This window comes from Exiguobacterium sp. s163 (assembly GCF_018617135.1).
Classification (GTDB): domain Bacteria; phylum Bacillota; class Bacilli; order Exiguobacteriales; family Exiguobacteriaceae; genus Exiguobacterium; species Exiguobacterium profundum.
On sequence record NZ_JACSJN010000003.1, the window covers coordinates 1 to 26,754 of the forward strand.

The 26,754-nt window shown below is 40.9% G+C and carries 37 protein-coding genes; 25 read left to right on the forward strand and 12 right to left on the reverse strand.

Annotation, left to right across the window (positions count from 1 at the left end):
* Positions 1-468: sce7726 family protein (locus tag KNO71_RS08600; RefSeq protein WP_214687958.1), on the reverse strand; the 468-nt coding region annotated here is incomplete at its 3' end.
* 118 nt (positions 469-586) lie between these two features.
* Between KNO71_RS08600 and KNO71_RS08605 the strand changes: the two genes are divergently transcribed.
* The 6 genes from KNO71_RS08605 to KNO71_RS08630 all read left to right on the forward strand — a co-directional run bounded on the left by KNO71_RS08605 (position 587) and on the right by KNO71_RS08630 (position 4,586).
* Positions 587-1,063: a hypothetical protein gene (locus KNO71_RS08605; RefSeq protein WP_214687959.1), complete on the forward strand. Its 477-nt coding sequence runs from the start codon at positions 587-589 to the stop codon at positions 1,061-1,063.
* A gap of 202 nt (positions 1,064-1,265) precedes the next feature.
* Entirely contained in the window at positions 1,266-2,504 is a 1,239-nt protein-coding gene (locus tag KNO71_RS08610; protein ID WP_251030829.1) for a toxic anion resistance protein, read from the forward strand.
* A 105-nt stretch (positions 2,505-2,609) separates the two neighbouring features.
* Positions 2,610-2,873 (forward strand): hypothetical protein, encoded by a 264-nt coding sequence (locus tag KNO71_RS08615; RefSeq protein ID WP_214687960.1) that lies wholly within the window; start codon positions 2,610-2,612, stop codon positions 2,871-2,873.
* Between the two features lie 21 nt (positions 2,874-2,894).
* A complete protein-coding gene (locus KNO71_RS08620) occupies positions 2,895-3,737 on the forward strand; it encodes a prohibitin family protein (protein WP_214687961.1) in 843 nt (280 codons plus the stop codon).
* Between the two features lie 113 nt (positions 3,738-3,850).
* On the forward strand, positions 3,851-4,087 hold the full coding sequence (locus KNO71_RS08625; protein ID WP_214687962.1) for a hypothetical protein: 237 nt from the start codon (positions 3,851-3,853) through the stop codon (positions 4,085-4,087).
* Position 4,088: 1 nt separating this feature from the next.
* Entirely contained in the window at positions 4,089-4,586 is a 498-nt protein-coding gene (locus tag KNO71_RS08630; RefSeq protein WP_214687963.1) for a hypothetical protein, read from the forward strand.
* A gap of 28 nt (positions 4,587-4,614) precedes the next feature.
* Here KNO71_RS08630 and KNO71_RS08635 read toward each other — a convergent pair whose 3' ends face one another.
* From KNO71_RS08635 to KNO71_RS08645, 3 genes are all read right to left on the reverse strand, one after another.
* The gene (locus KNO71_RS08635) at positions 4,615-4,929 is read right to left on the reverse strand and encodes a hypothetical protein (RefSeq protein ID WP_214687965.1); all 315 of its coding nucleotides are present in this window, start codon (positions 4,927-4,929) and stop codon (positions 4,615-4,617) included.
* Between the two features lie 32 nt (positions 4,930-4,961).
* Positions 4,962-5,687, reverse strand: coding sequence for a hypothetical protein (locus KNO71_RS08640; protein WP_214687967.1), 726 nt, complete (start codon positions 5,685-5,687; stop codon positions 4,962-4,964).
* Between the two features lie 70 nt (positions 5,688-5,757).
* Positions 5,758-5,964, reverse strand: a complete 207-nt coding sequence (locus KNO71_RS08645) for a hypothetical protein (protein WP_214687969.1) — start codon at positions 5,962-5,964, stop codon at positions 5,758-5,760.
* A gap of 138 nt (positions 5,965-6,102) precedes the next feature.
* Between KNO71_RS08645 and KNO71_RS08650 the strand changes: the two genes are divergently transcribed.
* Positions 6,103-6,600: a hypothetical protein gene (locus KNO71_RS08650; protein ID WP_214687971.1), complete on the forward strand. Its 498-nt coding sequence runs from the start codon at positions 6,103-6,105 to the stop codon at positions 6,598-6,600.
* Positions 6,601-6,630: 30 nt separating this feature from the next.
* On the opposite strand, the gene KNO71_RS08655 is transcribed toward KNO71_RS08650, so the two are convergent.
* The gene (locus KNO71_RS08655) at positions 6,631-7,068 is read right to left on the reverse strand and encodes a hypothetical protein (RefSeq protein ID WP_214687973.1); all 438 of its coding nucleotides are present in this window, start codon (positions 7,066-7,068) and stop codon (positions 6,631-6,633) included.
* A gap of 92 nt (positions 7,069-7,160) precedes the next feature.
* A complete protein-coding gene (locus KNO71_RS08660) occupies positions 7,161-7,817 on the reverse strand; it encodes an SH3 domain-containing protein (protein WP_214687976.1) in 657 nt (218 codons plus the stop codon).
* A 158-nt stretch (positions 7,818-7,975) separates the two neighbouring features.
* On the opposite strand from KNO71_RS08660, the gene KNO71_RS08665 reads away from it, so the two are divergent.
* Positions 7,976-8,884: a YitT family protein gene (locus tag KNO71_RS08665; RefSeq protein WP_214687978.1), complete on the forward strand. Its 909-nt coding sequence runs from the start codon at positions 7,976-7,978 to the stop codon at positions 8,882-8,884.
* A 73-nt stretch (positions 8,885-8,957) separates the two neighbouring features.
* On the opposite strand, the gene KNO71_RS08670 is transcribed toward KNO71_RS08665, so the two are convergent.
* The gene (locus KNO71_RS08670) at positions 8,958-9,218 is read right to left on the reverse strand and encodes a hypothetical protein (RefSeq protein WP_214687979.1); all 261 of its coding nucleotides are present in this window, start codon (positions 9,216-9,218) and stop codon (positions 8,958-8,960) included.
* A gap of 268 nt (positions 9,219-9,486) precedes the next feature.
* Between KNO71_RS08670 and KNO71_RS08675 the strand changes: the two genes are divergently transcribed.
* Positions 9,487-10,902, forward strand: coding sequence for an HD domain-containing protein (locus KNO71_RS08675; RefSeq protein WP_214687980.1), 1,416 nt, complete (start codon positions 9,487-9,489; stop codon positions 10,900-10,902).
* A 50-nt stretch (positions 10,903-10,952) separates the two neighbouring features.
* Here the strand turns inward: KNO71_RS08675 and KNO71_RS08680 are convergent, their stop codons facing one another.
* Both KNO71_RS08680 and KNO71_RS08685 read right to left on the reverse strand, forming a co-directional pair.
* The gene (locus KNO71_RS08680; protein WP_214687981.1) at positions 10,953-11,459 is read right to left on the reverse strand and encodes a hypothetical protein; all 507 of its coding nucleotides are present in this window, start codon (positions 11,457-11,459) and stop codon (positions 10,953-10,955) included.
* Positions 11,456-11,728 (reverse strand): hypothetical protein, encoded by a 273-nt coding sequence (locus tag KNO71_RS08685; RefSeq protein ID WP_214687982.1) that lies wholly within the window; start codon positions 11,726-11,728, stop codon positions 11,456-11,458. Before KNO71_RS08685 ends, KNO71_RS08680 begins: the two co-directional genes overlap by 4 nt.
* A 158-nt stretch (positions 11,729-11,886) precedes the next feature.
* On the opposite strand from KNO71_RS08685, the gene KNO71_RS08690 reads away from it, so the two are divergent.
* The 3 genes from KNO71_RS08690 (at position 11,887) to KNO71_RS08700 (ending at position 14,943) form a co-directional block, all read left to right on the forward strand.
* Complete coding sequence (locus tag KNO71_RS08690; RefSeq protein WP_214687983.1) at positions 11,887-13,281, forward strand: nuclease-related domain-containing protein; 1,395 nt, start codon at positions 11,887-11,889, stop codon at positions 13,279-13,281.
* A 96-nt stretch (positions 13,282-13,377) separates the two neighbouring features.
* The gene (locus KNO71_RS08695; protein WP_214687984.1) at positions 13,378-14,208 is read left to right on the forward strand and encodes a metallophosphoesterase family protein; all 831 of its coding nucleotides are present in this window, start codon (positions 13,378-13,380) and stop codon (positions 14,206-14,208) included.
* A gap of 126 nt (positions 14,209-14,334) precedes the next feature.
* Positions 14,335-14,943: a DUF7226 domain-containing protein gene (locus KNO71_RS08700; protein ID WP_214687986.1), complete on the forward strand. Its 609-nt coding sequence runs from the start codon at positions 14,335-14,337 to the stop codon at positions 14,941-14,943.
* A 24-nt stretch (positions 14,944-14,967) separates the two neighbouring features.
* Here KNO71_RS08700 and KNO71_RS08705 read toward each other — a convergent pair whose 3' ends face one another.
* Positions 14,968-15,345 carry a hypothetical protein gene (locus KNO71_RS08705; protein ID WP_483297742.1) on the reverse strand — a complete coding sequence of 126 codons (378 nt, stop codon included), beginning with the start codon at positions 15,343-15,345 and terminating at the stop codon, positions 14,968-14,970.
* A gap of 154 nt (positions 15,346-15,499) precedes the next feature.
* On the opposite strand from KNO71_RS08705, the gene KNO71_RS08710 reads away from it, so the two are divergent.
* Positions 15,500-15,922, forward strand: coding sequence for a hypothetical protein (locus tag KNO71_RS08710; RefSeq protein ID WP_214687990.1), 423 nt, complete (start codon positions 15,500-15,502; stop codon positions 15,920-15,922).
* A 102-nt stretch (positions 15,923-16,024) separates the two neighbouring features.
* The gene (locus KNO71_RS17845) at positions 16,025-17,116 is read left to right on the forward strand and encodes a DUF2325 domain-containing protein (RefSeq protein WP_214687992.1); all 1,092 of its coding nucleotides are present in this window, start codon (positions 16,025-16,027) and stop codon (positions 17,114-17,116) included.
* Between the two features lie 45 nt (positions 17,117-17,161).
* On the opposite strand, the gene KNO71_RS08720 is transcribed toward KNO71_RS17845, so the two are convergent.
* A complete protein-coding gene (locus tag KNO71_RS08720; RefSeq protein ID WP_214687994.1) occupies positions 17,162-17,506 on the reverse strand; it encodes a hypothetical protein in 345 nt (114 codons plus the stop codon).
* Between the two features lie 152 nt (positions 17,507-17,658).
* Between KNO71_RS08720 and KNO71_RS08725 the strand changes: the two genes are divergently transcribed.
* The 3 genes from KNO71_RS08725 to KNO71_RS08735 all read left to right on the forward strand — a co-directional run bounded on the left by KNO71_RS08725 (position 17,659) and on the right by KNO71_RS08735 (position 19,724).
* Positions 17,659-18,192 carry a hypothetical protein gene (locus KNO71_RS08725; protein WP_214687996.1) on the forward strand — a complete coding sequence of 178 codons (534 nt, stop codon included), beginning with the start codon at positions 17,659-17,661 and terminating at the stop codon, positions 18,190-18,192.
* 80 nt (positions 18,193-18,272) lie between these two features.
* Entirely contained in the window at positions 18,273-18,929 is a 657-nt protein-coding gene (locus KNO71_RS08730) for a hypothetical protein (RefSeq protein ID WP_214687998.1), read from the forward strand.
* A 78-nt stretch (positions 18,930-19,007) separates the two neighbouring features.
* Positions 19,008-19,724 (forward strand): hypothetical protein, encoded by a 717-nt coding sequence (locus tag KNO71_RS08735; RefSeq protein WP_214688000.1) that lies wholly within the window; start codon positions 19,008-19,010, stop codon positions 19,722-19,724.
* A gap of 38 nt (positions 19,725-19,762) precedes the next feature.
* On the opposite strand, the gene KNO71_RS08740 is transcribed toward KNO71_RS08735, so the two are convergent.
* Complete coding sequence (locus KNO71_RS08740; protein ID WP_214688001.1) at positions 19,763-20,497, reverse strand: hypothetical protein; 735 nt, start codon at positions 20,495-20,497, stop codon at positions 19,763-19,765.
* A gap of 546 nt (positions 20,498-21,043) precedes the next feature.
* On the opposite strand from KNO71_RS08740, the gene KNO71_RS08745 reads away from it, so the two are divergent.
* The 8 genes from KNO71_RS08745 (at position 21,044) to KNO71_RS08780 (ending at position 26,667) form a co-directional block, all read left to right on the forward strand.
* Positions 21,044-21,880: a GIY-YIG nuclease family protein gene (locus KNO71_RS08745; protein ID WP_214688002.1), complete on the forward strand. Its 837-nt coding sequence runs from the start codon at positions 21,044-21,046 to the stop codon at positions 21,878-21,880.
* A 29-nt stretch (positions 21,881-21,909) separates the two neighbouring features.
* Positions 21,910-22,632 carry a hypothetical protein gene (locus KNO71_RS08750; protein ID WP_214688003.1) on the forward strand — a complete coding sequence of 241 codons (723 nt, stop codon included), beginning with the start codon at positions 21,910-21,912 and terminating at the stop codon, positions 22,630-22,632.
* 131 nt (positions 22,633-22,763) lie between these two features.
* Positions 22,764-23,831, forward strand: a complete 1,068-nt coding sequence (locus tag KNO71_RS08755; RefSeq protein WP_214688004.1) for an alpha/beta hydrolase — start codon at positions 22,764-22,766, stop codon at positions 23,829-23,831.
* A gap of 124 nt (positions 23,832-23,955) precedes the next feature.
* Positions 23,956-24,123 (forward strand): hypothetical protein, encoded by a 168-nt coding sequence (locus KNO71_RS08760; RefSeq protein WP_214688005.1) that lies wholly within the window; start codon positions 23,956-23,958, stop codon positions 24,121-24,123.
* 144 nt (positions 24,124-24,267) lie between these two features.
* Complete coding sequence (locus KNO71_RS08765; protein WP_214688006.1) at positions 24,268-24,966, forward strand: HD domain-containing protein; 699 nt, start codon at positions 24,268-24,270, stop codon at positions 24,964-24,966.
* 108 nt (positions 24,967-25,074) lie between these two features.
* On the forward strand, positions 25,075-25,254 hold the full coding sequence (locus tag KNO71_RS08770) for a hypothetical protein (RefSeq protein ID WP_214688008.1): 180 nt from the start codon (positions 25,075-25,077) through the stop codon (positions 25,252-25,254).
* An 11-nt stretch (positions 25,255-25,265) separates the two neighbouring features.
* Positions 25,266-26,237 (forward strand): hypothetical protein, encoded by a 972-nt coding sequence (locus KNO71_RS08775; RefSeq protein WP_214688010.1) that lies wholly within the window; start codon positions 25,266-25,268, stop codon positions 26,235-26,237.
* Positions 26,238-26,262: 25 nt separating this feature from the next.
* Positions 26,263-26,667 (forward strand): DUF3037 domain-containing protein, encoded by a 405-nt coding sequence (locus KNO71_RS08780; RefSeq protein WP_214688012.1) that lies wholly within the window; start codon positions 26,263-26,265, stop codon positions 26,665-26,667.
* Positions 26,668-26,754 lie beyond the last annotated feature (87 nt).

The following is a 26,754-nucleotide window of genomic DNA, read 5'->3' on the forward strand; positions in this document are numbered from 1 at the left end:
GTCTAGCTCGTAGGACGAAATCAGCTCAAGGAGTTCATTTCGCCACAGCAGTTGCAGGAGGGCATATTTTTGCCTTGGATTTGGGTTAAGACTTGCCTCACGAACATCGAGCAAGGTAAAAGAGTCGGTTGGCTCCCCGTAACTATCGAAACCCTCTCTCACAACCACGATGATACCCCACCAATCGGGAATCATGTCCATCGCTTTTTCCTCATGATTCTCTGCGACGATGAGTGTGCATCGTTCAAAGACTCTGGAATAATATTCAATTTGTAGAGGTAGCCGCTTCAAACTATCCACTTCACTTTTGATTTCATAACCGTGGAGACCTGAAGTGTCACGTTTACTGGTCATGACGATGTCTGCCAAACAGACACGTTTCGGAATTGCGAGTTCTTCTATATAAAACATTCCATCATCATTAAAAGAATCATTCATCGCATGTCTAATTGTCTTATCGGTAATCATAATATTCTTCTATCCCCTTCTTTTATATACGGATGATTTGTAAAATTAAATTGACTATATTCTCACTTTATTATATACTATAGTCAATAATAAATCAACGGGAGAGGACGTGCTTGCCTTGTCAGAGCTATTCAGTTTGCGATTGGATTTATCGGTCTCATTTGAGTGGGGGAATGAACAACATCATCAACTTCTCTCGCTATATGAACGTAGTTGTTTGCTCCAGAGAGAGACTGTGGAGGTTGAAGAGGTCTTCAATTTTGGGAAACCGGTACTCGATACAGATGATTCTATTGAAATCATGTTGATGACGGAAGATTATCGAATGGATTTTGAAAAAAACAATGTCTTATATCAAGAGATGAAGAATAGAGAAAACAAATTGAAAGAAGATATTCGTTCGTTTGCTCTAGAGAATCCGCTGTTTAGAGATTTTATTACTAAAGAGAGAAGCGAGACGCTATGCGGGGAAGAGGCAATCTTCAATCGATACCGAACAATTCTTGATGTAGAGCGTAGATTAAACGTTCTCAGTGATGCGACAGCTTATAAGAATTCGTCAAGTCAAAAGGATTCAAGAACGCACTCTGTCTAATGGGGGAGAATAATAGAAATTCTAAATGAAGGGCGCTGATGCGCCTTTTTTTTAATTGTCATAAGATATTTATTTGTTTTTTCGGAAGTCAAAATTAAAAAAGTTAAAAGGTAGAACCGAATAAATTTTGACTATAGTGTAAATAATGATATGCTCATAGTGTCAAGAACAAAACAACCTGTTGAAAGGGGAAACTTTTTAGATGAATCAACCTCAAACATCACCTCAACATGAGCTGAACAATGGTCAAAGTACACCCGTGATGGAGCCAAATGTCACCGACAATATGCAAAACCATGACTTGTCACACCTATTTGCTCAAAGCCAACAGCAAACAATGGCGCAATCCGAGCAAATGAAGTCGCCTTACGCCTTAGAGGGCATCTCTCCAGAAAAGCATGCTCAAATCACTCAGATTGCAAAATCGATTGATATTCAGAAATCAGAGAATGTCATGCTTTTCGGGACACAAACGCAACGTGAATTGTCTAAATTTTCAGATAGTGTTCTTGCGGAAGTCAAGATGAAGGATGCCGGTGAAGCCGGTGTCATCTTAGGGGAACTGATGACAAACGTCCGAAATATGGATTTAAAAACACTCGAACAAAAAGATAGCATTCTGGCGAAGTTGCCACTTTTAGGGCATTTCTACAAGCGGGCAAAGAAAGAAATGATGCAGTGGGAAACCATGGGGAAATACATGGACGATGTCGTGAAGAGCTTGGATGTTGCGAAGTTCGGCTTATATCGTGACATTACGAAGCTTGACCAGATGTATCAGAAAAATCATGAGTATTTTGAGACATTGAATCTCTATATTGCGGCGGGAGAATTGAAAATCAAGGAATACGATACGGAAGTTATCGAACCGTTGCGCTTGAAGGTCGAACAGACGGACGACCAAGCGCTATCCATGAAGCTACAGGACAGTATGAACCTACGTGACCGTTTCGAGAAGCGGTTACATGACCTTAAACTGTCACGGACAATCAGTCTGCAAATGGCTCCACAGATTCGGGTGATTCAACAGAACAACCAAATTCTCGCTGAAAAAATCGAGTCGGCTGTCGTGAACACGATTCCACTTTGGAAGAACCAAGTTGTATTGGCAATCAGTCTGAACCGACAGTCAAACGCTCTGAAAGCACAGCAAGATGTCACGAAGACGACAAATCAACTTCTTGAAGCCAATTCGGTCATGTTGAAGACGTCTTCGATTGAAGTCGCAAAAGAGAATGAGAAAGGCGTGGTGTCAGTGGAATCATTGCGTGTTGCTCAACAGAACCTAATCGAAACACTAGATGAGACTCTCCGAATTCAAACCGAAGGTAAACAGAAACGTCATGAGGCGGAACTAGAGTTGATTGCGATGGAAGGGCAGTTGAAAGACAAAATCTTAGAAATCGCCCAAGCCGAACGGAATCATACTCCGAAGTACTGATAAATGACTTTCGCAAAGAAAATGCTAATCGGGATAGTGATAGGGGTCATCTTGACCTCTATTGGAACCCTTCTATATCAGTGGGTTGAATTACAGGAAGAACAAGTGGAATCAGTGCTATCGGTCAAATCGACAGCAATCACTCTACATCGTGACTTCCATTCTTTGAAAGCAACAGAAGCAAGATTGAAATTAGAGCAAATTCAGCAACAAATCCTTAATGAGGAAAGTCGGCTATCACGCTCGGATATTCACTTGCAACATTGGTTAGACCAGGCTCACGAATTGGTCATTGAACTAAATCGTGAGTTGAATGAACGAAAAGAAGAACCGGCAAGCCGTCAGGTGACGCCCAAATATAACATTTAACTATTGAGAGGATGATGTTTTATGTCAAAAGGATTTTTCGGATTAATCGGGGGAGCTGTATTCTCACTCATTGTTGTCATCACAGGTTTCTTGGTGATTGAAGTCATTCCACAGGGGCACGCAGGGGTCGTCTATAGTCGAAATACAGGGGTACAAGAGGATACACTTCCACAGGGTTGGCGTTTCGTGAAGCCATGGGAGCGCATCACACCTTACCCAGTATCTACTGAAACGGTAACTGTAAGTCCATTCAACGTACAGACAAAAGACGGGAAACCACTTGCGATTGAATTGCAGTACGACTACAAGAATGAAGTCGAAAAACTCCCTTATATCTATGACAAGTTCAAAGGACAAGGCTCAGACGTGATTCAACAAGGATGGTTGCAGTCCCGTGTGAAAAAGGCAACACTCACAGTGTTCTCACAGTATTCAGTTCTAGAAGTGTTCCAACGTCAGGGTGAAATCGGTTCGAAAATTCAAGAAGAGTTCGTCAACCTCGTAAAAGACCACGGGTTCACAGTTGACTCACTCACACTTGGTGCTCCACAGCCGGACAAGAATACAATGGCGGCAATTCAAGCAGTTGTCGATGCTCAACAAAAACTTGAACAGTTAGAGATTGAGAAGAAACAGGCAAAAGCTGAAGCCGAGAAGAAAATTGAACAAGCACGAGGAGAAGCGGAATCTGTCCTTATCAAGGCACAAGCAGATGCAAAAGCAAACGCACTCCTTGAAAAGTCATTGACAGAGAATGTAGTCAACTACAAGGCGCTTGAGAAGTGGAATGGTAACCTCCCACAAGTAACAGGTGGTAGTACTCCAATGATTTCAATTCCACAAGCAAAAGAATCGAAAGAGTAATCAAAGGGGCTGATGCCCCTTTTTATTTTTCAATTGATGACTGCATACCATAAATACAAGTAGTGACGCAGGCTGTCAATGATGACATTTTACTTGATAAGGGAGAGAATGAAATGGACACACAAATCAGAGAACTTTATGAGCGGATGCTTCATTTGTATCAACTGTCATTCGGATTTCCGTATGAAGGGGAAGAGGATGTTGTAGTGCTTGCATTGACAATCCGTAACGATTGGAAAGGGAATCATAGTATCCCTAAGCACTGGCGAAATCGATTCCATCGAATTATTTTGGAACTCGAAACGACCGACTATCGAATCGGAGAGCGGTTCATGGCGGGGTGTAATTAATATGGAGATGCAATTAGTCCAACAATTCGAGGATTTTTTGGGAGCACGAGTGTTGAATAATGGGTTCAAGCGGTATTTAAAACAACACGAGACACCGTTTTCCGGCACATTATACCGTGGTATGCTTTTCCCAAAGCCATTTCTAAAGGCGGGAGAAACGTTACACGAGTGGCATGGTTCATCTCACTGGTCAAAGCAAAAGACGGTCTCGCTATCGTTTGCACGTGACGGCTATATCAATGAGGATTATTGCGATGAGCTTTCGAATGAACATGGTATCGACGAGCCGGAATCAGTGTTCGTTCCGGTATTGTTTTGCTTAAATCAGTCCGAGAGAGCAATTGATGTTCACTCGATGATTCAAGATGTAAATGCCCTCGCCCATTGGCATAAAGAGCAAGAAGTCAGTTTCATCGGTTTAGACTTCATGATGACAAAGATTCAATTTGTCGAAGACGATGAAGGTGATTATTTCTTGGTCGAAGTGGTCGAGAAATAAGAAAAGCAGAGGTTATCCTCTGCTTTTTTTATGTGCCAACTGCCAACTTCCAGTCCGGACAAGAACCATTTTTACAGTCAGCTACTTTATAAACACGCCAAGTCGAAATAGGAGCAGTTGTTTTTGTCAACTGAGCAATCCCCGTTTCCATTTCTTCTTTTGTTTCGAAAAGGTACCAGTCAAAATCGATACTTTCTTCGATGCTCTCCCAGTATGATTTAACCTTTTCCGTTTCTCCATAGATTAAATTACAGTCGTCATTCGGAGAGAAAACCATCCAACAAATCGAAAAAGGTTTGTTCTTTGTATCTACCGTTCCATTCTCAAACGTAATCTTTTCCATGTGAATCCCTCCAGATAAGTGATGTATTATATTTATTCAAAAATAGAAGCATGATGCGCAACAGCAAGCTCTTGAATCAAAAGAGAAGTGTTCGCATTGCCCGATACTTTGAAGCAGAAGTCATCCTCTTCAAGTTGGATGCCTTGTTTTGATAAGAGTTCGTTCAAGATTTCCAACTCGAAAGAATCGAGATAATTGTGTTCGAAGGATTCCCCTTGGGAGAATGAACCCTTTTTGTAGGATAGATTGGTCACAATGTTCACGGTACAAGGGAAGTCCCCTTTAATGTCCATATACGCCTCACTATAGTCACCGTCGTATTCTTTGTCAGCAATCAACATGATGTCATGAGGGATTAAGTCCTTCGGCTCTTCTTCCCAATCCGAAAGGTAAATCATATAGCAATCATCACTGCTGATGGTGAAAGGAATCATAATCCAACACTCGTCTGTGAAACATGCATCTTCCACCTTTCCGCTCTCAAATAGCATCTCCGAAGATAGGATGTGCTCATCTGCAATTCCAAGCTTCTCAGTGTCTATCTCGAATACCTTGTAATACCCTCGTTGTTCCTCGTTCAATTCATCCAAACGAGAACCGCCACCAGGGAAGGCACTGAAGCATCCCGCTAATGTCCTCGATACACAAATTCGTTCATTTGCAATGTCTTCTCCATCCATACGGGAATCACGACTTGGGATTCGTGGTGTAAAAACTCCATCATGATGGATGTCTTGTGATACGTGATAAAATTTCATCAAGTTCAGCTCCTTTAAATATAAAAATGGTGATGACTCACACCAGTCATGTGAAACATCACCATCCTATTCAACTGTCATCTTCCTCATTCTTTTTCCGTTCGTGTTTGATTCTCTTCCATGCTCGTTTTCCGAAGAAGACAATCGACATTGAAAATATCAATGTAGCTACGACAAAGAATGGGTGTTGCTTTCCGATTAAATAGGTAAAAAGAACGTTTAAAATCGCCCACCCGAAAAGCCCTAATACGATTTGTTGTTTCAACTTTCGATTCAAATCAATCACTCCTTTTATCCTGTTTATGTATAGTAAGCACAAGGCACGGAAATCAATACAAAGAGGTGTTCAACCACATATAAATTTTTGACAATAGTCAAAATTGTATTTATAATAAACATATACAGGAGGGGTATCATGCGAAAAATTGTATTCGTCTATATAGCTTGTGCGTTGGGATTAGTGATTTGGATGGAACATGTGTTGGAAGTGAACAAAGAAGATTTTGAATCGCATCTGCTTTCCAAATACGATGAGCAGTTCGATGTGAAGTCTGGAATGGATTTTGATAAACGTCTCTTTGCGGGAGCTTTTAAGGATAAAGAAGGGGGCATACACAAAATCTATAAGGTTAGAGATAACGTGTTCCTGGATAACTATTGTCTCTATTTGTTCGAAGATAAATATGAGAACTATCTCAAGGAGTCCTATTCTTCAATCGAAGAAGCCAAGGTTGAGATAGATGAAGCCCTTTATTATTTCTATCAGGATAAGAGCTTCGAGGAAGCGATTGACAGAGGGTTGGAATATGAGATGCGGATTGAACTTAAACTCGCAAAAGATGCGAGTCGAAATGAAGTGAAGGAATTGGAGTCACTGAATCACAATTACCTTGAATTGACGATTAAACGATAAATTAAAAAGAACCTTAGGGAAAGGTTCTTTTTAATTTGGATTCTTAGATGTGAGGTAGGATGCCATTTCCTCAGGCGTCCATATGTTTTTAACTATCGATTCCGGTAAGTCCTTCACGATAGCGTCGCCTTGTGCGTAAAGCGCAAAATAGCCATCACTTGCCTCATAGAAGTAGATATCTGCCACGAAATCACTCACACCGTTACCCGATAATGCCATCCCCTTTAATGCATGAACAGGTTCGTCTAATCCAACTTCGAGCAATTTTCCTTGATACTCTTCATATGAATCAAAAGTATTCATGACCTCTGTCAGCTCTTGAGCTGTCGGGACGGGTGGCATCCTTGATTCATCATCATGGGACGACTGAACAATAGTATCATTCGACACTTCTGTTTGGAGCCCACAACCCGTCACGATTCCCATCGATAACATGATGGTCGTTGCTAAGAATATTTTTTTTGTCATTGTCATCATCTCCTTTAGTATCTCATCATATGCATGGCAGAGAAGGAATAACAAAAGACCACCCTAATTAAGAGTGGTCAAGCAATAAAGAATTATTTTTTCACATACACCGGTACATTGCGATAGGTTTTTCTTCCAAATTTAATAGCTTCAGAGTAAGTCGGGAAAGCGACATCGATACGTATCTTGTTTGAACCAAGTCTCTTGATTGCGCCACCTCTATCATAGACCGTCAGTTGTTTAACACCGAGTCTTTTCTCAATCGAAGGGATATCGACAATAGAACCGAAAGAAATGTCTCGTGGCGCCGCAACATAGCCGACCTGTAACTTTCGACCGGATGCGGTTATGTTTGCTCCGTGATTGAACGTGTAAGCAGTCACTTCAACATCCATCATTTTCTTGATGTATGGTGATTTATTGCTGTTAGGCGAAGAATGCTTTTGCAATGGGGCTCCGACACGTTTTAGATACTTGGAACTGACAAAGCCAATTTGTTTCGAATATTTCACTTTGAACCACCCTCTGTGACTCGAAATGAAACTGACGTTTGCTCCCCTCGGAATGGTTAGGATTCGCTTCTTGTTTGTCGATGCACCTTCACGAAGGTTCAGATTATGCGTTGTCTCATAGCGTTTCAGAGTGGCTCCCTCCGCCTGTTGTAGTGGTGTGGCTGTGTAAGCCATTGAGAATCCGAGCAAGGCAAAGCATATCGAATTGAGCATCTTTTGTAGTTTTTTCTGTTTCACAAAATCATCTCCCTATTGTTTTTTAAATCTGTCTGTCCATTAGATAAAAATGTTCTACTCACTGCATACGATAGAAAGTCGTATGTTACAAGAATGTAATGACAAGGTCATCATTGTGTAATAATACGGACTCTGGTAAAAGAAAAAGGAGGAATCACATGAGCAACAAGAAAAATCGATTGAAAATGACACAAATATTCGTCAATCTATTTCATTATGGGATACTAACTATCGCTTCACTTCTCGTAGCGACAGCCATCGAGCTATTTTTAGCCCCAAACGGACTTGTGGATGGGGGTGTGACAGGTCTTGCGATAATGGGGGAGGAGTCAATGGGCGTTCCGCTCGAAGTCATCTTCTTTGGATTGAATATGCCGATACTCCTTTTCACTTCGAGACTTCTTGGACGCAAGTTTCTATTTCGCTCAACATATTCGCTTCTGGTGACGCTATACTTCCTTTCAAATTATCCGATTCATTCAGCTATTACAGATTCCGACATCTTGATAGTTCTATATGGTGGGATTTTGCTAGGTTTAGGGATAGGTCTAGTCATTCGTTTGGGAGGAGCCATTGACGGCGTAGAGATGATAGCTGTATGGCTACAAGAAAAATATCGCATGGATGTCAGTACGACCATCTTCACCGCTAATATATTTGTGTTCGGTTTGTCCATTTTTGTATTCGACCTGGAATCAGCGATGCTATCTATCGTCGTTTTCTATACGGTTATGAAGGTAATCGATGCTGTTGAAGATGGCTTCCATCAACACAAGTCGCTGATGATTATTTCACGGAAACATGAGGAGATTTCCAAGGCATTGATTCAAGATATGCATCTTTCTATCACGGTTCTGAACGGAAGAGGCGGGTATAGTGGTCAAGAACAGGTTGTTCTTTATTCCATCGTCAACAAGTTTCTTTACAGCAAAGCACGAGACCTTATCATGAGCATCGATGAAGATGCAATTATTGAAGCGAGTTTCGTGAGTGAAGCAAACGGCATGAAACAACATGAAATCAAGGAACGACTGACGAAAAAATGGCATTCAAGGAATGCTTCATGACGACTAAAGAAACACAAAAAAGAGACACATTGTGGGGAATGTGTCTCTTCTGTCTGTTTGTCAGCGACTCCAATCAGACAATTTTTTCTTTGGTCGTGGTAGCATCTTCAAAAACAAATCGTAATTTCTTTCCTTTTAGTTTGGTTCCTGAGACTGCAGTTCTCATTAGCCAACTAGCGGCAAGATAAAATACGAAACCATTGATGAGGAATGATACCAACGTCTGAAGTGTGCCGTATCCTGTCGGATTTGCGAAGAAATACAACACATATGCCACCAATAATGTGAGCACGACTTTTCGATTTGAAATGATAAGTTCCATAGATTTTTTCATGAGACCAATCTCCTTTTTAAGTGTATTTACTTATATACAAATGTCTATGTGGGGATAGACATGAACTTTTGCCGTTCTAGTCAGTGGGTGACCTTATGAACTAGATGATATGTACGCAGGGTACGCCAGTTTTAGATATAATACTTATGATATGGGCTTTGACGTTATTTATTCCTTGGTTTCAATAGAGACATATAGATATATCGTTATGAGGACACACTCCATTTGAATATGATGAGGAAAACAAGGAAAAGGAAGGTGGACAACAATGTCCAACATTTACACTAGAGGATATGATGCAACTTTCAAGGATGCTCAAAAACCGGTAATCAAAAGTGAGATGGTGCCCTATCTTGAATTTGCACAAGAAAATAAGATAGATACCGCCATTTTTGAAAAGCTATGTAGAAAAGAAGGCATAGATTTGAGCCACTTTTATCATTTGAAAGAACATGAGATTATGAAATATTGTTATTGGGACGGAACATACTTTCAAGCATTCCCGAATCTAGAGAAGAGCTTTATCTATTGGGATGATATGGTCAAGACGACTGCTGAGCGAATCGAAGAGGCAAAGAGGTTGAGGGAAAATAAAGAATACTCTACTCTTTTGTTCGTAGTTGATACGATTGGACAACATCTTCTTTTTGAAGAACTATATTCAGAGATTCCTTCAGAGCAACGTTATCAATGCTTCATTGATTTATATGTTCGTCATGATTATGGAAGTACAGTCTTCGACATGAACATCATTGAAGATGCCAAATCAAAGCAAAGCCAAGACTATCGAGAAAGTGCACTACGTCGTTTATTGGAAGATGCTGAGATGAAAGACGGAAAATTTGTTATATATCGTGGAATGGGAGATGAGTCAACTCCAGTAGATAAAGCGATGAGTTGGACATTGTCCGAAAAGACGGCATTTTTCTTTGCGAAGCGTTTAGGAGAAACCGGCAAGGTATACAAAGGACTGGTTCGTGTAGAAGAGGTTATTGATTACATCACTAGGCGTTCAGAATCTGAGGTCTTAATAAATCCAGGCACTGCATTCATCGAGGAAGAAATTCCATTAATCAGCGCACAAAAAGAAATTTCGAACCTTACTGATGAAGGACTTGTAGCGGAATATCAAGCCATGCGCAATCATTACATCCTGCCGGACTATTTCACTAATCCGAATGGTCTTCATGGCGTGAAACACGCTCGCCGGGTACTGCTTCATTGCATTTCACTTGCGAACGCTATCGGTCTAGACGAGATTGAGCGAGGTATCTTGATGTTAAGTGCTTGTTATCATGATATCGGCAGAAAGCATGATGAGGCTTGCTTGGAGCATGGGGCGTGGAGTGTAGAAAAAGTAAATGAAGAAGGATTGGAAATGTCTTATCTGATTTCAGATGGCTATTCTGACATATATAAGGAGCACATGGAGGATGAAGACATCGAGGTCATGAACTTTTTGATGACCTATCATTCTAGACCTGACGAGGAAGGTCTTCGGGCATTAGAAACTATCGAAGACACTTACCTCCAAGAGAGAACCAAGAAGTTGTTCCTTATATTTAAGGATGCTGACGCTTTGGATAGAGTCAGAATCAATGATTTAGATGTAACAAGGTTGCGTACAAAAGAAGCTTTGATGCGGGTCAAGTTCGCCGAAGACGTTCTTGAGTTCCTGGAATAAGAAAAAGGCGGTGGAGAATCTCCATCGCTTTTTTTGTGTTCATTATTCTTTTAATCTACTTGAGGCAGTTCTTTCGTGTCGATAAGAAATAGCGTATCATCATGGAGATGTAAAATGTAATCACCGGATGTCTGAAGCGTGAACATTTTTTTCATGTAGAGAGCAATATAGTCGTCCACATTATTTTCAGGGATATTCCCATAGTGGTTTGTCAACTCACGATATCCTTCTTCATCAAGAATGACTTCACTCACGACGCTTTGAGCGATGAGTTGATAAGCATAGACCAACTTCCCTTTGAAAGATACTTTTCGAACTTCATTTCGCAGATGAGGCGTTCCATCCACAATCAACAGATTTTCGACCTGAACATCTGAAACCTCTACAAGAGTAGATAGACAATCGGTCAGTCTAAAGCCGTAATCTTTATTTTCGACTTGATAGATACTTTTCAAGCCTGAAATACTTTCGGAACGGATGTTCAATTCATATCCCATTCGATTCCGTTCTACTTCATTCATTACAAAGTCTTTTGTATATAGAGAGTGGTTCATCATGCGACAATCTCCTCCTTTAAATAGTCCCTGATTAAGACAGGTACAACCTGTAAGACCCCTTTGTTTCTGAGCCATAAGGTCTTTCGCTCATCCTTATTTAACACACTATCCGCCAATTCTTTGATGACGTCGTCCGAAATATTGCCTTTTGATTGCCGAACCAACTCTTCCACCAAGGTCTTCCGATAGGTGATAACCTCATTCTCGGAAAATACGCCGGGATTCTTCTTCACAACTTCGACCTTAGTCGCCTTCGTCTTTCGTGCCACAATCAGCACCCCATTTCGTTTGTTTTGCTACCATCCTATGCATGAAAGAGTCTAGTTATCATCACCCGAAAATGAATCTAGAGTAAAATTAAGTTGACAAATTCTAGAAATCATCATTAGAATTGTTTTGACAACTGTATTGTTGGAGAGGTGATAAGATGGTAGAGAAAAGTATTGATTATCTTGCAAGAAATATCGAAAGTACGTTCCTAGGCATGAAATTGATGTTTGGTGACAACATGACGCTGACAGAAAAAATCGTCGTTTCAATGACGCTCTTCAGCGGTTTTCTTCTGACCGTGTTGTACTATCCAAAAGGTACATTGCTAGGATTCATTGTCGGACTTTTTCTAGTCACGACATTTGTCCACGGTATCCCATTTTCATATCGAGAGCTTCGGATTCGTCGAATCCAAAAGGCATATCGACACAACGTTGTATTTCTGGATGACGAGATTCGGGATATGACATCTATCAAACCGAATACGGCAGAATTAGATACACATATCCCAAGGCATTTAGCGACCAACGAAGAATCGTATGTGAATTACAGAGAGGCATTGAATGTCTTGAAAGAGCGGCTAACCCCTTACATAGGTGGCGGTGTGCGCTCGGAGATATCGGTGAAAGAAGATTTGGAGCGGTTCCGTTCAGTCATCAATACGGCTTCATTCAAAATGAATGATGTGTTTAGCTGTACCGACTATCAAGTCAATCCAAATACGGAGACCTGGTTGAATGAACATGTTCCCGAGGTCATTCGTTCAGCTACTTCAAAGCTCGATTTTTTGAAGGAGACTTTGGACGTTCTGATGAAGGAGCGAATGGCAATTAAATCAGGGGTTGAAGGAGAAGAGTCTGTGAGAGAATATCTTAAGGACTTCGAAGATATGCTATTACCTCTTTATGGAACCCGATTTCAGGCGGAAAAGGGCACTGTCGAGAATGATGCCCTGCTCTTTACCGAAACCGGTATTTACTCTCTTGAAATCAAGAATATCGGAGCATCTGGTGATAAAACTATCCGGATTACAAAAGATGGTCTATGGTATGAGAAATTTAAGTCGAGTGATTGGAAGCGTTCAGAAAGAGATGCGATTTTTGACCAGGTCAATCGACACACCGCTTTGACAGAGACATTGATTCGAGAGAAATTCGGAAGAGAATCGAAATACATGGTCAAAAGCCTCATCGTCATTCCAAATAAAAATTTAAAAATCGAAAACGAATCGTCTTTCCATATCATCCGTCCATCCCAAATCGTATCATTGATTCGAGAGATGGATGTGGTGTTGACACACGACGAATGTGTGGCTGTAAGCGATTTCGTGAAGTCGAAAGATATCGGGCAAGCGAGATATGAACATCTGGATGCCTTGGCATATGTGAAAAAGATTGTGGAAACATATGAATCTCTTCAGAGAGATTGTGAATTTCTTAAAAGAACCTTCATCATCCAGGAAACATATGTCGAGCGGGTGACGCAGAACAACCTTCATGAACTACTTCGACTGAAATATTTGAACTGTGATAATGCTAGGAGTGTCATTTGACACTCCTTTTTTATATATCCGCTTCCGTTTGCGTACTATAAGCATGAAATGAGTTCTGGAAAATTTAAAATTTCAAATAGGCAGGAGGAATAATAGATGAACATTGACAATGTTTCAGATATTCATATTAACCATTGGGTTCCATTCATCACAAATCAATTAAAGTGGGAACAGAGAACAAGGGCTTTTGTTAAGCGACTATTACGTAATGGCACGGGTGAGGTACTGGTGCTTGCGGGTGATTTTAGTGAGTCCAACATCCAAACCATCTGGTTGCTCGATGAAGCTTCAAAATATTACGAAATGGTTTATTGGACATTCGGAAATCATGACCTATATCTTTTGTCCAAAAATGACACCAAAAGATACGTCAATCATTCACTCAATCGAGTAGATGAGGTCATCCAAAAGACGTCACATCTGAAGAATGTGGTTCCGCTCATCAAGAATGTGCACGAATTCAAAGGCAAACGGTTTGCGGGAGATGCATTGTGGTATCTGCCGAAGACGATGGCGGATTGGGAGTTTTATCGCAATGTATCGAATGACTCAGCGTATATCCTTTTGAACGAGGTTTGGAACATGGAAGATGTTGCTCGGTTGCTCTACAAATCTTCTGCAGATTGGTATGACACACTTGAAAAAGAGGATATTGATGTCATGGTGACACATATCCCACCTGTTCATCCACCCATTTCTCCTTATGAACCAAATGGATGCTATCATACGACGGTTCCGTTTCTTGCCGCTCCACATTGGGTGTGTGGGCATGTCCACCTTCAAGGCGAATTCCAAAAAGCGGGCACACATTTTCATTTGAACTGCATCGGGTACCCCCAATCTTACTCAAACGCAAGGGCATTCGAATTGCCAGGAGATAACGTTGATGAAACTTTAACCATCGACATCAAAACATTCAGAATCTAATCAAACCAAAAGGTTCTACCCATCGAACAGGGGTAGAACCTTTTAAATTTTGACTATAGTCAAAATGATGTTAGTCTATGGTTAGAAAAAGTACTCTAAAAACTCATCCAAAAGGAGTGTTCTCACATGACACAGACAATTAACAAGGAACGAAACACTGAACTGAACATGCTTTTAGCTCAACTTCGAAAGGAACCCAATGCCGACTTCCTTCCTTTGGCAAATAATCCTCTTCGCTTTATCGATTTTCTATACTTCCTTCGTCGTCAATCGGCGAACATCGCACACAAGGAGAAAATTGCAAAACGATTTGACATCACTGAACGTCAAGTTCGTTTCTACGCAAAAGCAGGTGAAGAACTGTTCGGAATCTTCCATTCTCCCCAACCTGGGTATGTTGCTTTGACCCCTCTTGGGAAACAGCTCGCATTCAGTCGTAAAGAGGATGTCGAACAATTCATCTTTGCAGAAATGCAAAAGCTCCCGCTCGTGAAGGCGTTCCTCCATAAGGACGTATCACACGCCAAGCCTGAAATCATCAAACTCATCATGGAAAATGAGAAATGGATTGAGGAATACTCACTCGTCTCCATCGAGCGTCGTGCTGACACGATTCGTGCTTGGGTGGATATCATTCAACGTAAAGGTAAGCCCATCTCGGAACGAGAAGTTCTAAAGTTTATCAAAGAGAATACGGTCATCCTATCGAACATCTTGTCGAAACAACCGGCTTAAAAAGACCCATATATGGGTCTTTTTTTATATCCAAGCCTCGATTTTCCCATCTGCAGTTACTCTTACATAAGATGCCGACTCACACCGTAATCCGTTATCGGCTAATCGAAAACAGTCCGTCTTATATGGGTTGTACCACACACTCAAGCCTTCTCCAGAAGAAGCCGATTCACAAACATATCCTTCTACGTAGGCATGTACATTCTTACGTTTAGTCAGTAAAACTTTTTGGCGATTTTTCTCGGAGACGATGAAACGGGCGCATCGAACGATGATTTCTTCTGTGTGACCTACGACAAGCGTTCCTTGCTTGATGGAAATCTTACCATTATGCAGATTGCGATAAAGTCGAACCGGTTTGTTCTCATCGATTCGTCTACCCTTATACGGTGTATAGCTCATTTTTTTCAAAAAGAACACCTCCCCTTTCTTGATGAAGGTATATTATTCGGATAGCAATCGATTCATAATGGAATGAACGAGTAAGGAGTCTGAATATCATATGAGAGCAATATCAAAAAAGGCGTATGAATTGAATACAATTGGAGGAATGAGGATGAATGCGCAACAGTATGCCATGGATTGGTGGATGAAAGAGGAACAACGAAGAGCAACACGCTCTCATGCGAACCAAGTCCATTTAGTCAATCAGCGACTCTCACGAGCAATTTCAATTTTGATGAAAGACGTGAAAAAGGAAGATTACAAAGATGAAGCGTGCTCTTACAATCGGCACCTCGTTCAGTCGAACATTTGGGTGTTGTGTTATCAAAACAATTTTGAGAACCCCTTTGTCATGGGTGTGCAAGCCGCATGGATTGCATTGATTTTTGATAAGGAGAAAGAGAAGGGGAATGCTCATAATCTCTGTTATAACGAATATGAGTTTCGCCAACTCTTGAGTCAGATTCGAAATACGGATAGTGCCGCATTTCAGATGGCGCTAAATCAGTTTCCACATCTAAAGGAATGGCTTTAAAAGGACGTGTATTCACGTTCTTTTTTTTATTAGGCAAAGACGGTTATAATTGGAAACTATATACTGGTTGTGATGATGACTTGATTGGAAGGATGATTGACAGTGAATCGAGATAGCATAATGGACGAGTCCAAACGTGAGATGATGATATGGTTGGAACGATTGAATTTCAAGAACATAGAAGATACTAAAGAAATCATCATGGAGTATTTCAACATACTTCACTCCGTTTCCAAGCTCCCTGAACCACCATGCAAGCCATTAGACGGAGAACCATCAACAATGGAGAATAACGACAGTCAAAATAAAGAAGTTGTTGAAGAAATATCTGAAGTCATACCCGAAGTCATAGAAGAACAAGAGGGCTATATTTTTGAGAGGAAACTTCGTGGAGGATACCTCCAGGAAATCAATGCGTTTATTCCAGAAGGTATCGTTAGAAATTTAAACATCAAACATGGGGATTTAGTTGGTGCCAAGAGAATGATTGATGATACTTCCGAGGGGAATCCGAAGTATTATTATACGTTGCTCGAAAAGAAAGACGGCGCAGATGCACCGGACAGGGGAGAAATGAATTACTGCATCATTGAGCGGGAATCTGGTGCTCTGGTTGTGAAGTCAAACAGTCTGACCGGAGAAAAAATACTTTACAAAGGCACATCGTATTGTCTCTTTTTAAATGACCAAGAAATTCGTCAATTCAATCTAGAAGAAGGTGATATTGTCGATGTCGCATACAAGGTCAGCAACCCGTCTCAACATAAAGTGACATGGAAACATGAGCATTCTGAAAGCAATGAAGAGATAAAAAGTTTCGACAAGAGGAAACGCCCAACTGACCCAAAGAAAGAAAAGACAGATTCGCCCACTATAGACCAAACGTTAAAAGGTATGAATGTCATGATTGTCGGAAATGAATCAGCACGCTCCGCATACCAGGAACAAATTGAGAAACGAGGAGGAACGCTTTTATGGGGACATACAAAAGAAGCGATGGAGAGATTAGAGCCACTCGTCAAGAAAGCTGATTTCATCATCTTCCTACTAGGACTCAGTGGTCATGTCGGGATGAAACAAATCAAGTCGTTCAGCAAAGAGCATGGAGTTACCTTTCAAACTACATTCAATCAAGGAACGACTTCGATTGTTAGAATGGCTGAGACCATTGCAATTGAACTCGGCACTTCATAAGGATATTAAAAAAGAACCGCTCCATCCAGAACGGTTCTTTTTATGTCAATTTGGTTCATCATGATAAGGAATGTCTCGTCGGATTATCACTTTCGTGCAATCCTTCGTTGAATCAACGTCAGCTTGATGTGACTCAGATGTTTTTAATTGAGAGTCTCTCGTTCCTTCTCCATTCTTTTCATTTTGTACCGTTTTAAAACCTTCAAGGTCATATAGGATGTACTTGTAAAAAGCATGGAATCCAAGTGGTAGGAGAATGAGAATAATCAATGCCACAAGAACATATTCAAACGGCATCATTAAAAGATACTCAAGTTTGAACAGAACAATCAGTGTTTCAAGGAACAACAAGACAGCGGTAACCAAATTCGGACGTTCAAAAAAACGCATAGGCAACACTCCTTTCGAGTTATCAATGTTTTAGTATTTTATGTTGGATGTTGAAGAGCTACAACTGATAATAGAGTCATTGAACTTTTATTTTTTGACTATTGTATAAAATGTGTTACGCTTAAAGTATTAAATAGAAATAGAGGTGTTATATGGAAAAGACAACGTCAAATGAAGTAAAACCATTGTCCATAAATATCATCATCGATTTGGTTCTCAGGAAATTGGTCACTGAACATGAGCAAGCACAGATGGATTTCGTCAATCACATCGATGTCCACTTGCCCTATTCTTATAGTGGGAAGTTGATTACCGCAATGGTGAAGCATGCTTCGGAAGTGGACTACTCGCAAGCTGAGATTCTCCAGGCGTTATTGTTCAAAGCGAACTCATCACAAGTGACACTCTATTTCCTGAAGAAAGATACTCACGAAAAAGCATGGATGATTCCACTTGTTCCCGTAGAGGTCGATGCTGAGAGTGGTCAAGAGTTAAAGCATCCATTAGACTTTTTAGAGTCGAAAGAGACGGAATTGCAAACGAAAATTTCTATTCCATCGGCTTTTGCTCATGAGAAAGAGCCATTGCAAGATGCCACACTATATATTTCAGTGTCTTCTAGCCACGCACATTTTCTCAAAGAAAAATGGCTCTGTTCTTTGAATCAATACAGTAAAGAATCATAAGCATCTCCTCGTCTGAATAATATGAGTCATACAGGCAATTAGTTGGTATGACTCAATCATGTAATTCAGGAGGAGAAATCATGGCGATTCGATTTAAGAAGACTAAGAAATGGTTTCATGTTGGAAATATGACTAAAAAGGTCAAGAAAAGCTCGTTCGAGGGCAGTGGTCTGTCCATCTCTCAGCATCCGAAGGAATGGAGTCGGATAGCACGTCTTTCAGGAGACTTATATACGGTTCATAAGGAAAACCCATTGTTATTGGATTTTCATAAACTCTCAAAAAGAGACAAAACGAATATTTTTGAATGGGGAGTCGAAAGAGGCTATCTGGTAAAAGGATTCAAATGGGTGTTCACTTATATTGATGAAGATGACGAGATGTATCGAGAATTTCTCAGCTATGAGGACTGGTTGATGGATAGGGGGTATGACGAAGAAGATGCGGAAGACCAAGAAGACTTGAATGAGGACAAGGAGTCTCTCAAAAAGGTTAAAGCTTTTCTCGGAACCACCAAGTTGTTTGAAGCGGAGTGTTGGGACAGAGAGCATAGTCCGTCTATGGCTGAAACCTTCTGCATCTTACGATACGCAGACGAGATGCTCGGAGTGGATGGGGTCTTTTGGAACGATATCTTGGATGTTTATCGATATTCCGCTCCACGTGCCGTCATCTTTCAATCAAAGCTACCGGAATGGACGATTCAATTGGTCGATGAGCCAACAATGTCCCGTTGAGAAGATAAAGGGGGGAACTCCCCTTTTTCTTTTCGACACGAAAGATGGTCAAATGTACAACGAAAAGGGGGATTTTAAATGCTTGCAGTATTGATTTTAATAGGAGCTGTCGGCGCATCGTTTGGTGGTTACTACATTGCAACGGCTGAACAGCGACTGGACAGTTTGCCACGGAAAAAGAAACTAGAAAATTATCCAATGTTTTTCCCAGATGTGAATCGTAATGGTATCTACACCGTGACACATATCCTAACTTATTTAAAGATGATGCCATCTAGACTCAATAAAAACGACCTCGAACCCCTAGATGTGGAAACATTTGAAGGGGATGAGATGCAAAATCACCATATCAAGAAGCGTTTTTGGGATGACCTGTATGATTTGAACCAGGAGTTTCGCACATTATATAAGAGCATGCAAAACTATGACAAGATGAAGCGAAATGTCGGAAGCAGGGAATATCAGCTCTATGAAGCGAAGATAATTTCATCAACAGACACCGTTTATAAGCTCGTGAAGAGGATTCACAAGAACATGGAAGCGAACCGAGATATCATCAAGCGTGACGAAGAGTTAAAAAACAATCCGAAAAAAGACTATCGCACTGCAGAAGAAAATGCTCTCCAAGCTATCTGTGACTCAAATGAATCTACGCCGGAGATGAAAGAGAAAGCACAGTCACTTTTAAAAGAACTGGAACGAATGAGTCCGGAAAGCTATACCAATCCGAATTTGGAAAATATGGAGTTAGACATCGAAACCATTGAACGGATGGTCAAAGCGAAGAAATTATAAAAGGCAGAGTATATTCTGCCTTTTTTGTCTGTATTGATTTAGAAGGGAAGGTTGGGGTCTCCGGTATGAAGCGGATGTACCGCAACGGACTCAATAGGAAGTGGTTCGGAGATTGCATCAATCACCTCAACTGCTTTTATTTCTTGTTCCACTTTCCTGTTCTTGAAGTAGAGCAAAACCTTTTCCTTAAATCTCATTGCATCCTTCTTTGTCAACTTTGCTTCGAATACAGAAGATTCGTCACGGTTTGACCTGTAGTAGGAGTCCAATTTGTCTAGTCTCATAAACACACCCAGTTCTTCGATGGTGTCTGCTTCCTGCAAGACTCGGATATTGTCATCATCTCCATTGATGATGGCATATGTGACCTTGTATGGGCGGATAGGTCGTGTTATCCAATGTTCCTTTGTCCGTTCCACGTCATAAACCCAATTGTTTTCCTGGATTGTTTCTGAATCAATCACTTCGTCTTCCTCTGCTTGGAAATGATAAACTCTCACCAATATTCCACATATGGCTGATTCCAAGAAGTGATAGAAGTACTCGTAGGACATCTCTATCAGATTCGAATTTCCGCTCATCTCAAAGAGGATGTACGGGATACTCTCATGAGCGATGCAACATTCTGGGATTGACGGCGCCGTACAAATACGTGCTGTTTCAGTCTCACCGTCAGTTGCCGCATGTACAGGGATTCGAGGGGTGAATAATTGTATTTCTTGTGATTCCGGTTTCCACATTTCGATATGCTTCAATGGAATGGTTCGATTCATGATTCATTCTCCTTTGTAAATTCAATATATACATATCACTGATACGTGTAACTACAACATGCTATGCGTATGACACATCAGATGATTACAAGATGCTAGAACAATTGAAGAGTTTTTCTTCTCATCACTACGCATAGGATAGTGAAAAAGAGGGTGATGGAATGGAGTTAGAAAAAGAAATCGAGATACGGTTAAGGTCAGGCGGTTATACAAAGGCACATGAATCCAAAGCGGGAACAAAAAATGAAGGGAAGGTATCGGCGGGATATCGACTCTCTAGAGAGGATGGAAGGTGTCGCCTTTCTTTCGAGAAAGGGAACATGGTCTTCTTCGGGATGCCTCCAGAAAGGGTTTATGAGTCTCTCATGGAGATGGTACATCATCTCCAATCCATCTCGCCTGAGTGGTCATATACGTTTGAGAATTCAAGAGAGGTCGCAAGTGTTTGCATTTGTAAGAAGAATGAGCCCAACCTTGGCTCATTCCAATCAGATTGAAGCATAAGAAATAAAATTTTTGAAAGAACTGTCGGTTCGGGAGGTGTCTATGTACGGAATCATTTATAAAGCAACCAATCGTTTGAACGGGAAAGTATATATCGGGCAGACAACGAAGTGCCTTGAAGAGAGAAAGAAGCAACACATCTACTTGTCTCAGCAGAAAGAAGGCTCGAAGAACTACTTTCATCGTGCACTCATTCGTCACGGTGAATCGTCGTTTACATGGGAGGTCATCGATACTGCATACAGTAAAGAAGAACTCGACGGGAAGGAACAGGACTGGATAGTGTCTTATGAGGCATTTGGAAGAGGCGGATACAATCTAACACATGGAGGACAGAAGACGAACCCAAGAAAGACAGAAGTATTTGTCTTTGACACGAGCGGTGAGCTGTTGGCAGTTTGCGAATCACAAAAAGAAGCGTCAGAAGTATTCAATGTCAGGAATAATATCGTGTCTCAGGTCATTTCTGGGAAGCGTCCCGTATATAAAAACAAAGTATTCCTTCCAGGAGAAGGGTTCAAGAATCTAAAAGAAATGTTCGATGAAGTATCCGAGAGATACGAGCGTGAGCGTCTCAAGAAATACAAACGATTTGTGGTTATCGGAATTGATGAATCCGAAAACATACACACTTGCTCGTCACTATTTGAGATGAGCAAGCTTTCAGGTGTTTCGATAAAAACCATTCTTGACGAATGTGAAGATGTCACCAAATCCCGTTCAAAATGGAGGTTTTGTTTCGCCATCCATTTCGCAGAGAAAGAACCCGATATGTATGAACGACATAGTTCTAGGAAGGCAAGTCTTATCTACGACGAATATTTAAAGAATTACCACCGCTTTCATTTTGACAATAGTCAAAATGAGTGTTACATTTAATGTACAAACAAATGGGAGCGTGATGATAGTTGGATAAAAAAACATATGATTTACTACTACTTCTCGGAGGAGCGTTAAATGCTCTCGACGAACGAGCAAAAGCAGAAACAACTGAGTTCGTGAGACCGAGTGTGGAAAAGCAAGAGGGGGCACGAGAAGAACATGTAGGGCAGGCAGAAGACCCGCTCACGATGCTTCGTCAGCTCTTGGAAGGGAAACGCTCATCTGAGCCCACCCAACGAAGCGACAATGGGCATACAAGCCATCAAATCCCCCCAACTATGACGGATGTTCTTTCACTCTTGTCCTTAGTGTTTGGAGAAGAGAATGTTTCACAGCATAAAGTAGCTCGTGAACATCAAACTGGAATGAAAATGAGTCTGATTGCCGAGAATCTCGTTCGCATGGGATACATGGTGACTGCAGGAGAAAGTCCTCATATCATGAAAGTCCATGTCGAAAACGAATTGTTGGTGAGTTTATTCTTCGACCAGGATGGAGCCATCCGGAAAAAAGATGAATATGATAAAGAGAAACAATTAAATCAGCTCAACCTGTTGAAGGCAAATGCACGTGATGAGATGAAGACCGCTCTCAACATGGGTCTGGAAGACAGTGTGGTGGTTGAATTGACAGAAAAATTCAATGATTGTCTATCCGAAATCAATCAGTATCAAGAGTCACTTGAGCGAAAACGTTCCATGGTCAATCAGATTGAGACATTGGTGAAGGAAATCGATACATCATTTTAAGAGAAGGGAGATATCCCTTCTTTTTTTATTTTTTTACAACAGGTAAATTTTGCATTATTCTTAAAGTCAAGCCCGATTTATGACGATAATAAGGGTGAAAGAGAAATGAATATTTAAAAGGGGGACGATGAATGGTAGGTTTTAAAAAAAAGGTGAGAGGCGAATCCGTACATCACAAGACGAAATTATTAGGCTTGATTTTAGTGATTGCACTGGTGACTATGTTGTTCATCATATTCGACTGGAATGAGTCCGATGAAACAGTCAGTGATTCTATTCCTAAAGATTACGATACGACAGAACAACTGACTATAAATAAGACTGAGGGCAAAGAGGTTATCATACCAACCGTATTTGTCCATGGCTTCACAGGTGATGATACAAGCATGAGCGGACTACTCGAAGGGTTGTCAGGTGTACGAAATGACAAGGTGAAAAAGGTGACTCTTTATGAGGAAGACGGGAAAAAAGTGGCAAGTCAGATGAATCTCCGAGTCGATGGACAGGAGATGACCTACGTTGTTGGAAGTGATGAGAGAGTTCATAAGTTTTCTTTCCATGATGAAGAGTATATGCCTGGTTATGTCAAAGTGGTCTTCACAAGGAATGTCAATAACCTGTTCAATCAATCTTATTATCTCGAAGCCGCTATGAAAGAAATCGCAAAGGATTATCAAACCGAGGAGTTGAACCTTGTCGGACATAGCATGGGTGGAGTGTCTTCATCGTTGTTCGCATTTTACAACTACAACGAATGGGCAATGAGTCATCATCGACCTGATACATATCATGTCCGAAAACTTGTCACATTGGATAGCCCGTTCCTTGGGTCTTTCATCAGTTTACATATAAAACCGGACTACTCCGCTGTAGTCAATATCATAAGTGAAGTGATAGGGACAGAAGATGTTGTCTATTGGGGATATGCCACGTCAATTGGAGAGAGTACGCTAGAGAATTTGACGAATGGTGGTAGGGAGTTTGAGTCATATATGGATTGGAAGTACGCCTCGTTTGACCCAGATATGGAAGTATTATCATTCGCAATCAATAAGGATTTGCTCGTCCCGAATGAGAGCGCCTGTGCCTTGAGCAAGTATATCCAAAAAGAGAAGTATCGATGTGTCACGACGGATGGTACACACAGCACGATGACTTATAATCAAAAGACGCTCGATGAAATCAAATCATTCCTTTAAAGCATGGGCACCCATGCTTTTTTCAATGGTTCACTCGTCATATTTTGATTCACGTCACCGTATCATAAAAGGTTAAGAAAATATATGGAGCGGATTTCGTTTGGACTAAAAAGGAGGAATTTGAATGGGAAAACAGGAAAAATATTTTGTCACATCGGGTTTGGGTGAGTATATGGTGGTATCAGAGGTATTTGACCCGATTGCAGGGAACGTCCTCGAAACACATCAGAGTGGGTTTGAGAATGAGAGCGAAGCACAGGACGTAGCTGACAATATGAACAAGATGCTGTGAGGAAATTCGAAAGTCTACTCAATCAGGCTGAAGAAGTAAAAGAATGCTTCACAGAAAACAATAATCATTAAGATAAATAAAATTGACTATGTGAATAAAATATTATAGAATATAGTCAATAAAAGTAGAAAAGGAGTGGTGCACATGTCTAGTAAACTTTCAAGTCGGGTCAAATTTCTCAAGACCGTCCTTTCCGTACTCGGACACAAGAAAGCATTGAAAGCGTTGAATCTGATGATTCAAGAGATGTGCAGTGAGAAAGGGTACAGTCGTCACGACGGCTCTCACTACTATCTCCATCTTGTCGATGTGACAATGAAAATCTTCAACTCCGGAATCCGTGATGAGGACATCTTGACTACTGCAATCCTTCATGATGCCATCGAGGACGTGGAATGGATTAACTACGATTTCATCAAAAGGGAGTTCGGTAAGGAAGTAGCGGATGATGTACTCATCCTCACGAAGAATCCGGATATCGATTACAAACAAGATGAAGCGGCATTGTTTACGTATTTGAACCAATGTTTTAGTAGCCCTTCGACGGCAATCGTCAAAACGGCAGACCGTATTCACAATTTTAACACGCTAGGGAATGCCGACACGGATAAACAACTCAGAGTGGCGAATGACACCGAGAAGAACTTCTTCCCGATGTTCAAGTTCGCACGCAACGAGTATCCAGAATATGCTCCATTCTTTTATCAGGCTAAAACCGAAATCGAACCACATCTCCTGAAAATCAAGGAGAGTTGTGAAATGGAACGAGTTCTTCGACAGGAGATTGCCAAGCTTCAAGAAGAAGTCAAGTCGCTAAGCATTACATTTGAAGAAGCCCTCTAAGAGGGCTTTTTATAGTGCTAGAAAATAAGCATCTGCCATAAGATATAGGATACAGAAATTCAGGGGTCTATGGTGACAACATATAAAGGTCAAGAGGGGAGTGCATGGATGAGACAAGACTATGAGCAAATTATTCATTTGTATCGGAAGGATTATTCAAAGAAGTTAGAACAGATGATTCAAGAATATGAGCATAAAGTCGGGACTGGCAGAATTGCCGAAGAAATCAAAATGGAGCGGGACTATATGAATGAATCTACAGAAAATCGTTCTTTATTGTCCGTGTAAGGAGGAAGATGATGTTGAAAAAGTACAAGCTTTTAACAGAGGACGCTGTCCATCTAACTTATAAGCACAGAGGAATCGAAGACACGACACGTGTGTTTCCTATCGAGGCGATAGTCGATATTCCTTCAAAAGGTGTAAGAAAAGGGGATAAGGGCGGTTATGTAGAGAGTGAGGACAACCTATCCCATGAAGGGAACTGTTGGATATATCCCACTTGCGCTGTAATAAACGGCGCTGTTGTACTAGGGAATGCAAGTATCTCAAAGGAAACAAAAATGACCGGGGACAGTCAAGTAAGCGGTGATTCCAGTGTCGAAAACAGCATGCTTTTTAATAGCATGGTGGATGGGAACACGAAGGTCAGTAACTCAAAGCTCATTAATAGCGTGATTTATGAAGAAGGCAACATACATGAGTCAACATTGTTCAATGTGACCATCTGGCGAGCGAATTTTATCAACTCGAAGATTCAGTTCAAAGATAGCAAGGCATGCTTTACATCGAAAGAAACAAGTGATTTCACCGATACTTTTTTGGAGTATACGGGATTGAGAAGCGTAAATACGAATCATCCGATGTTTCTCTCCGACATTACAATTAGGAACCTAAAAACATTCAAGCTAGAGAGTGGTCTAGAGATGCGAAACGTGGTGTCTATCGGAACTTCTCACATTATTTCGAAGAAGAATGATGGAGACAAGCTGAATCGTCTGATGGGGAAAAAACAATTTGTCCTTCAATCGAAAGCCAGGGTCACCCTAAAGGACAGTCAAGTCCAAGCGGAAGGGTATCTGATATCTGGTAAAACACTCTTTGAAGATGTAAATATAGATACGTTTGGCGAAATCAAGAAAAATGGAAAGTCCAATTTACATTTGAAGAATGTCACGATGACAGAGTTCTCTTCCCTGGTTGTAGAACATGGAGGAGAGGTACTTATCGAAAACGTCAACTTGTGCGGCGATATTGTCTTCGAACGATGAACCACAAAAAAAGGAGTGAAGGTGCATGAAAGAATACGAGCATAACCATTATCGTATCATCAGAATGCGACCAAATGCGTTTCGTGCTGAATGGGTCAACATTGGCGTGTTGATGTACGATAAACAAGCAGGGCGTCACACTGTTGACATGTTGCCGATAGGACACCCAAAAGTGGAGTCCGTCGTGCTGAAGGGGATGACATCTGAAGAATATCATCAAATTAAAGAAATCGTTCGTGCTTGTTTTAGTGCATTGGATGATGAACAACGAAACCCGTTCGATGAGAACGGAGATGTGAATGACTTCATCCTTCTCTTGCGTCAATTCGAAGGTTCAAAGCAAATTCGTTTCAGCCACCCTTCGATTCCACGAGGGAGATTGGATTTAAAAAAACTTCAATCCATCCTGATGGATACCTACGTCAATTAAGGAAAGAGTCCGATTCGGGCTCTTTTTTATATTTGACAAAAGAACGGAATACGATAGTAGAAACTGAATTTAGGTATACATTCTATT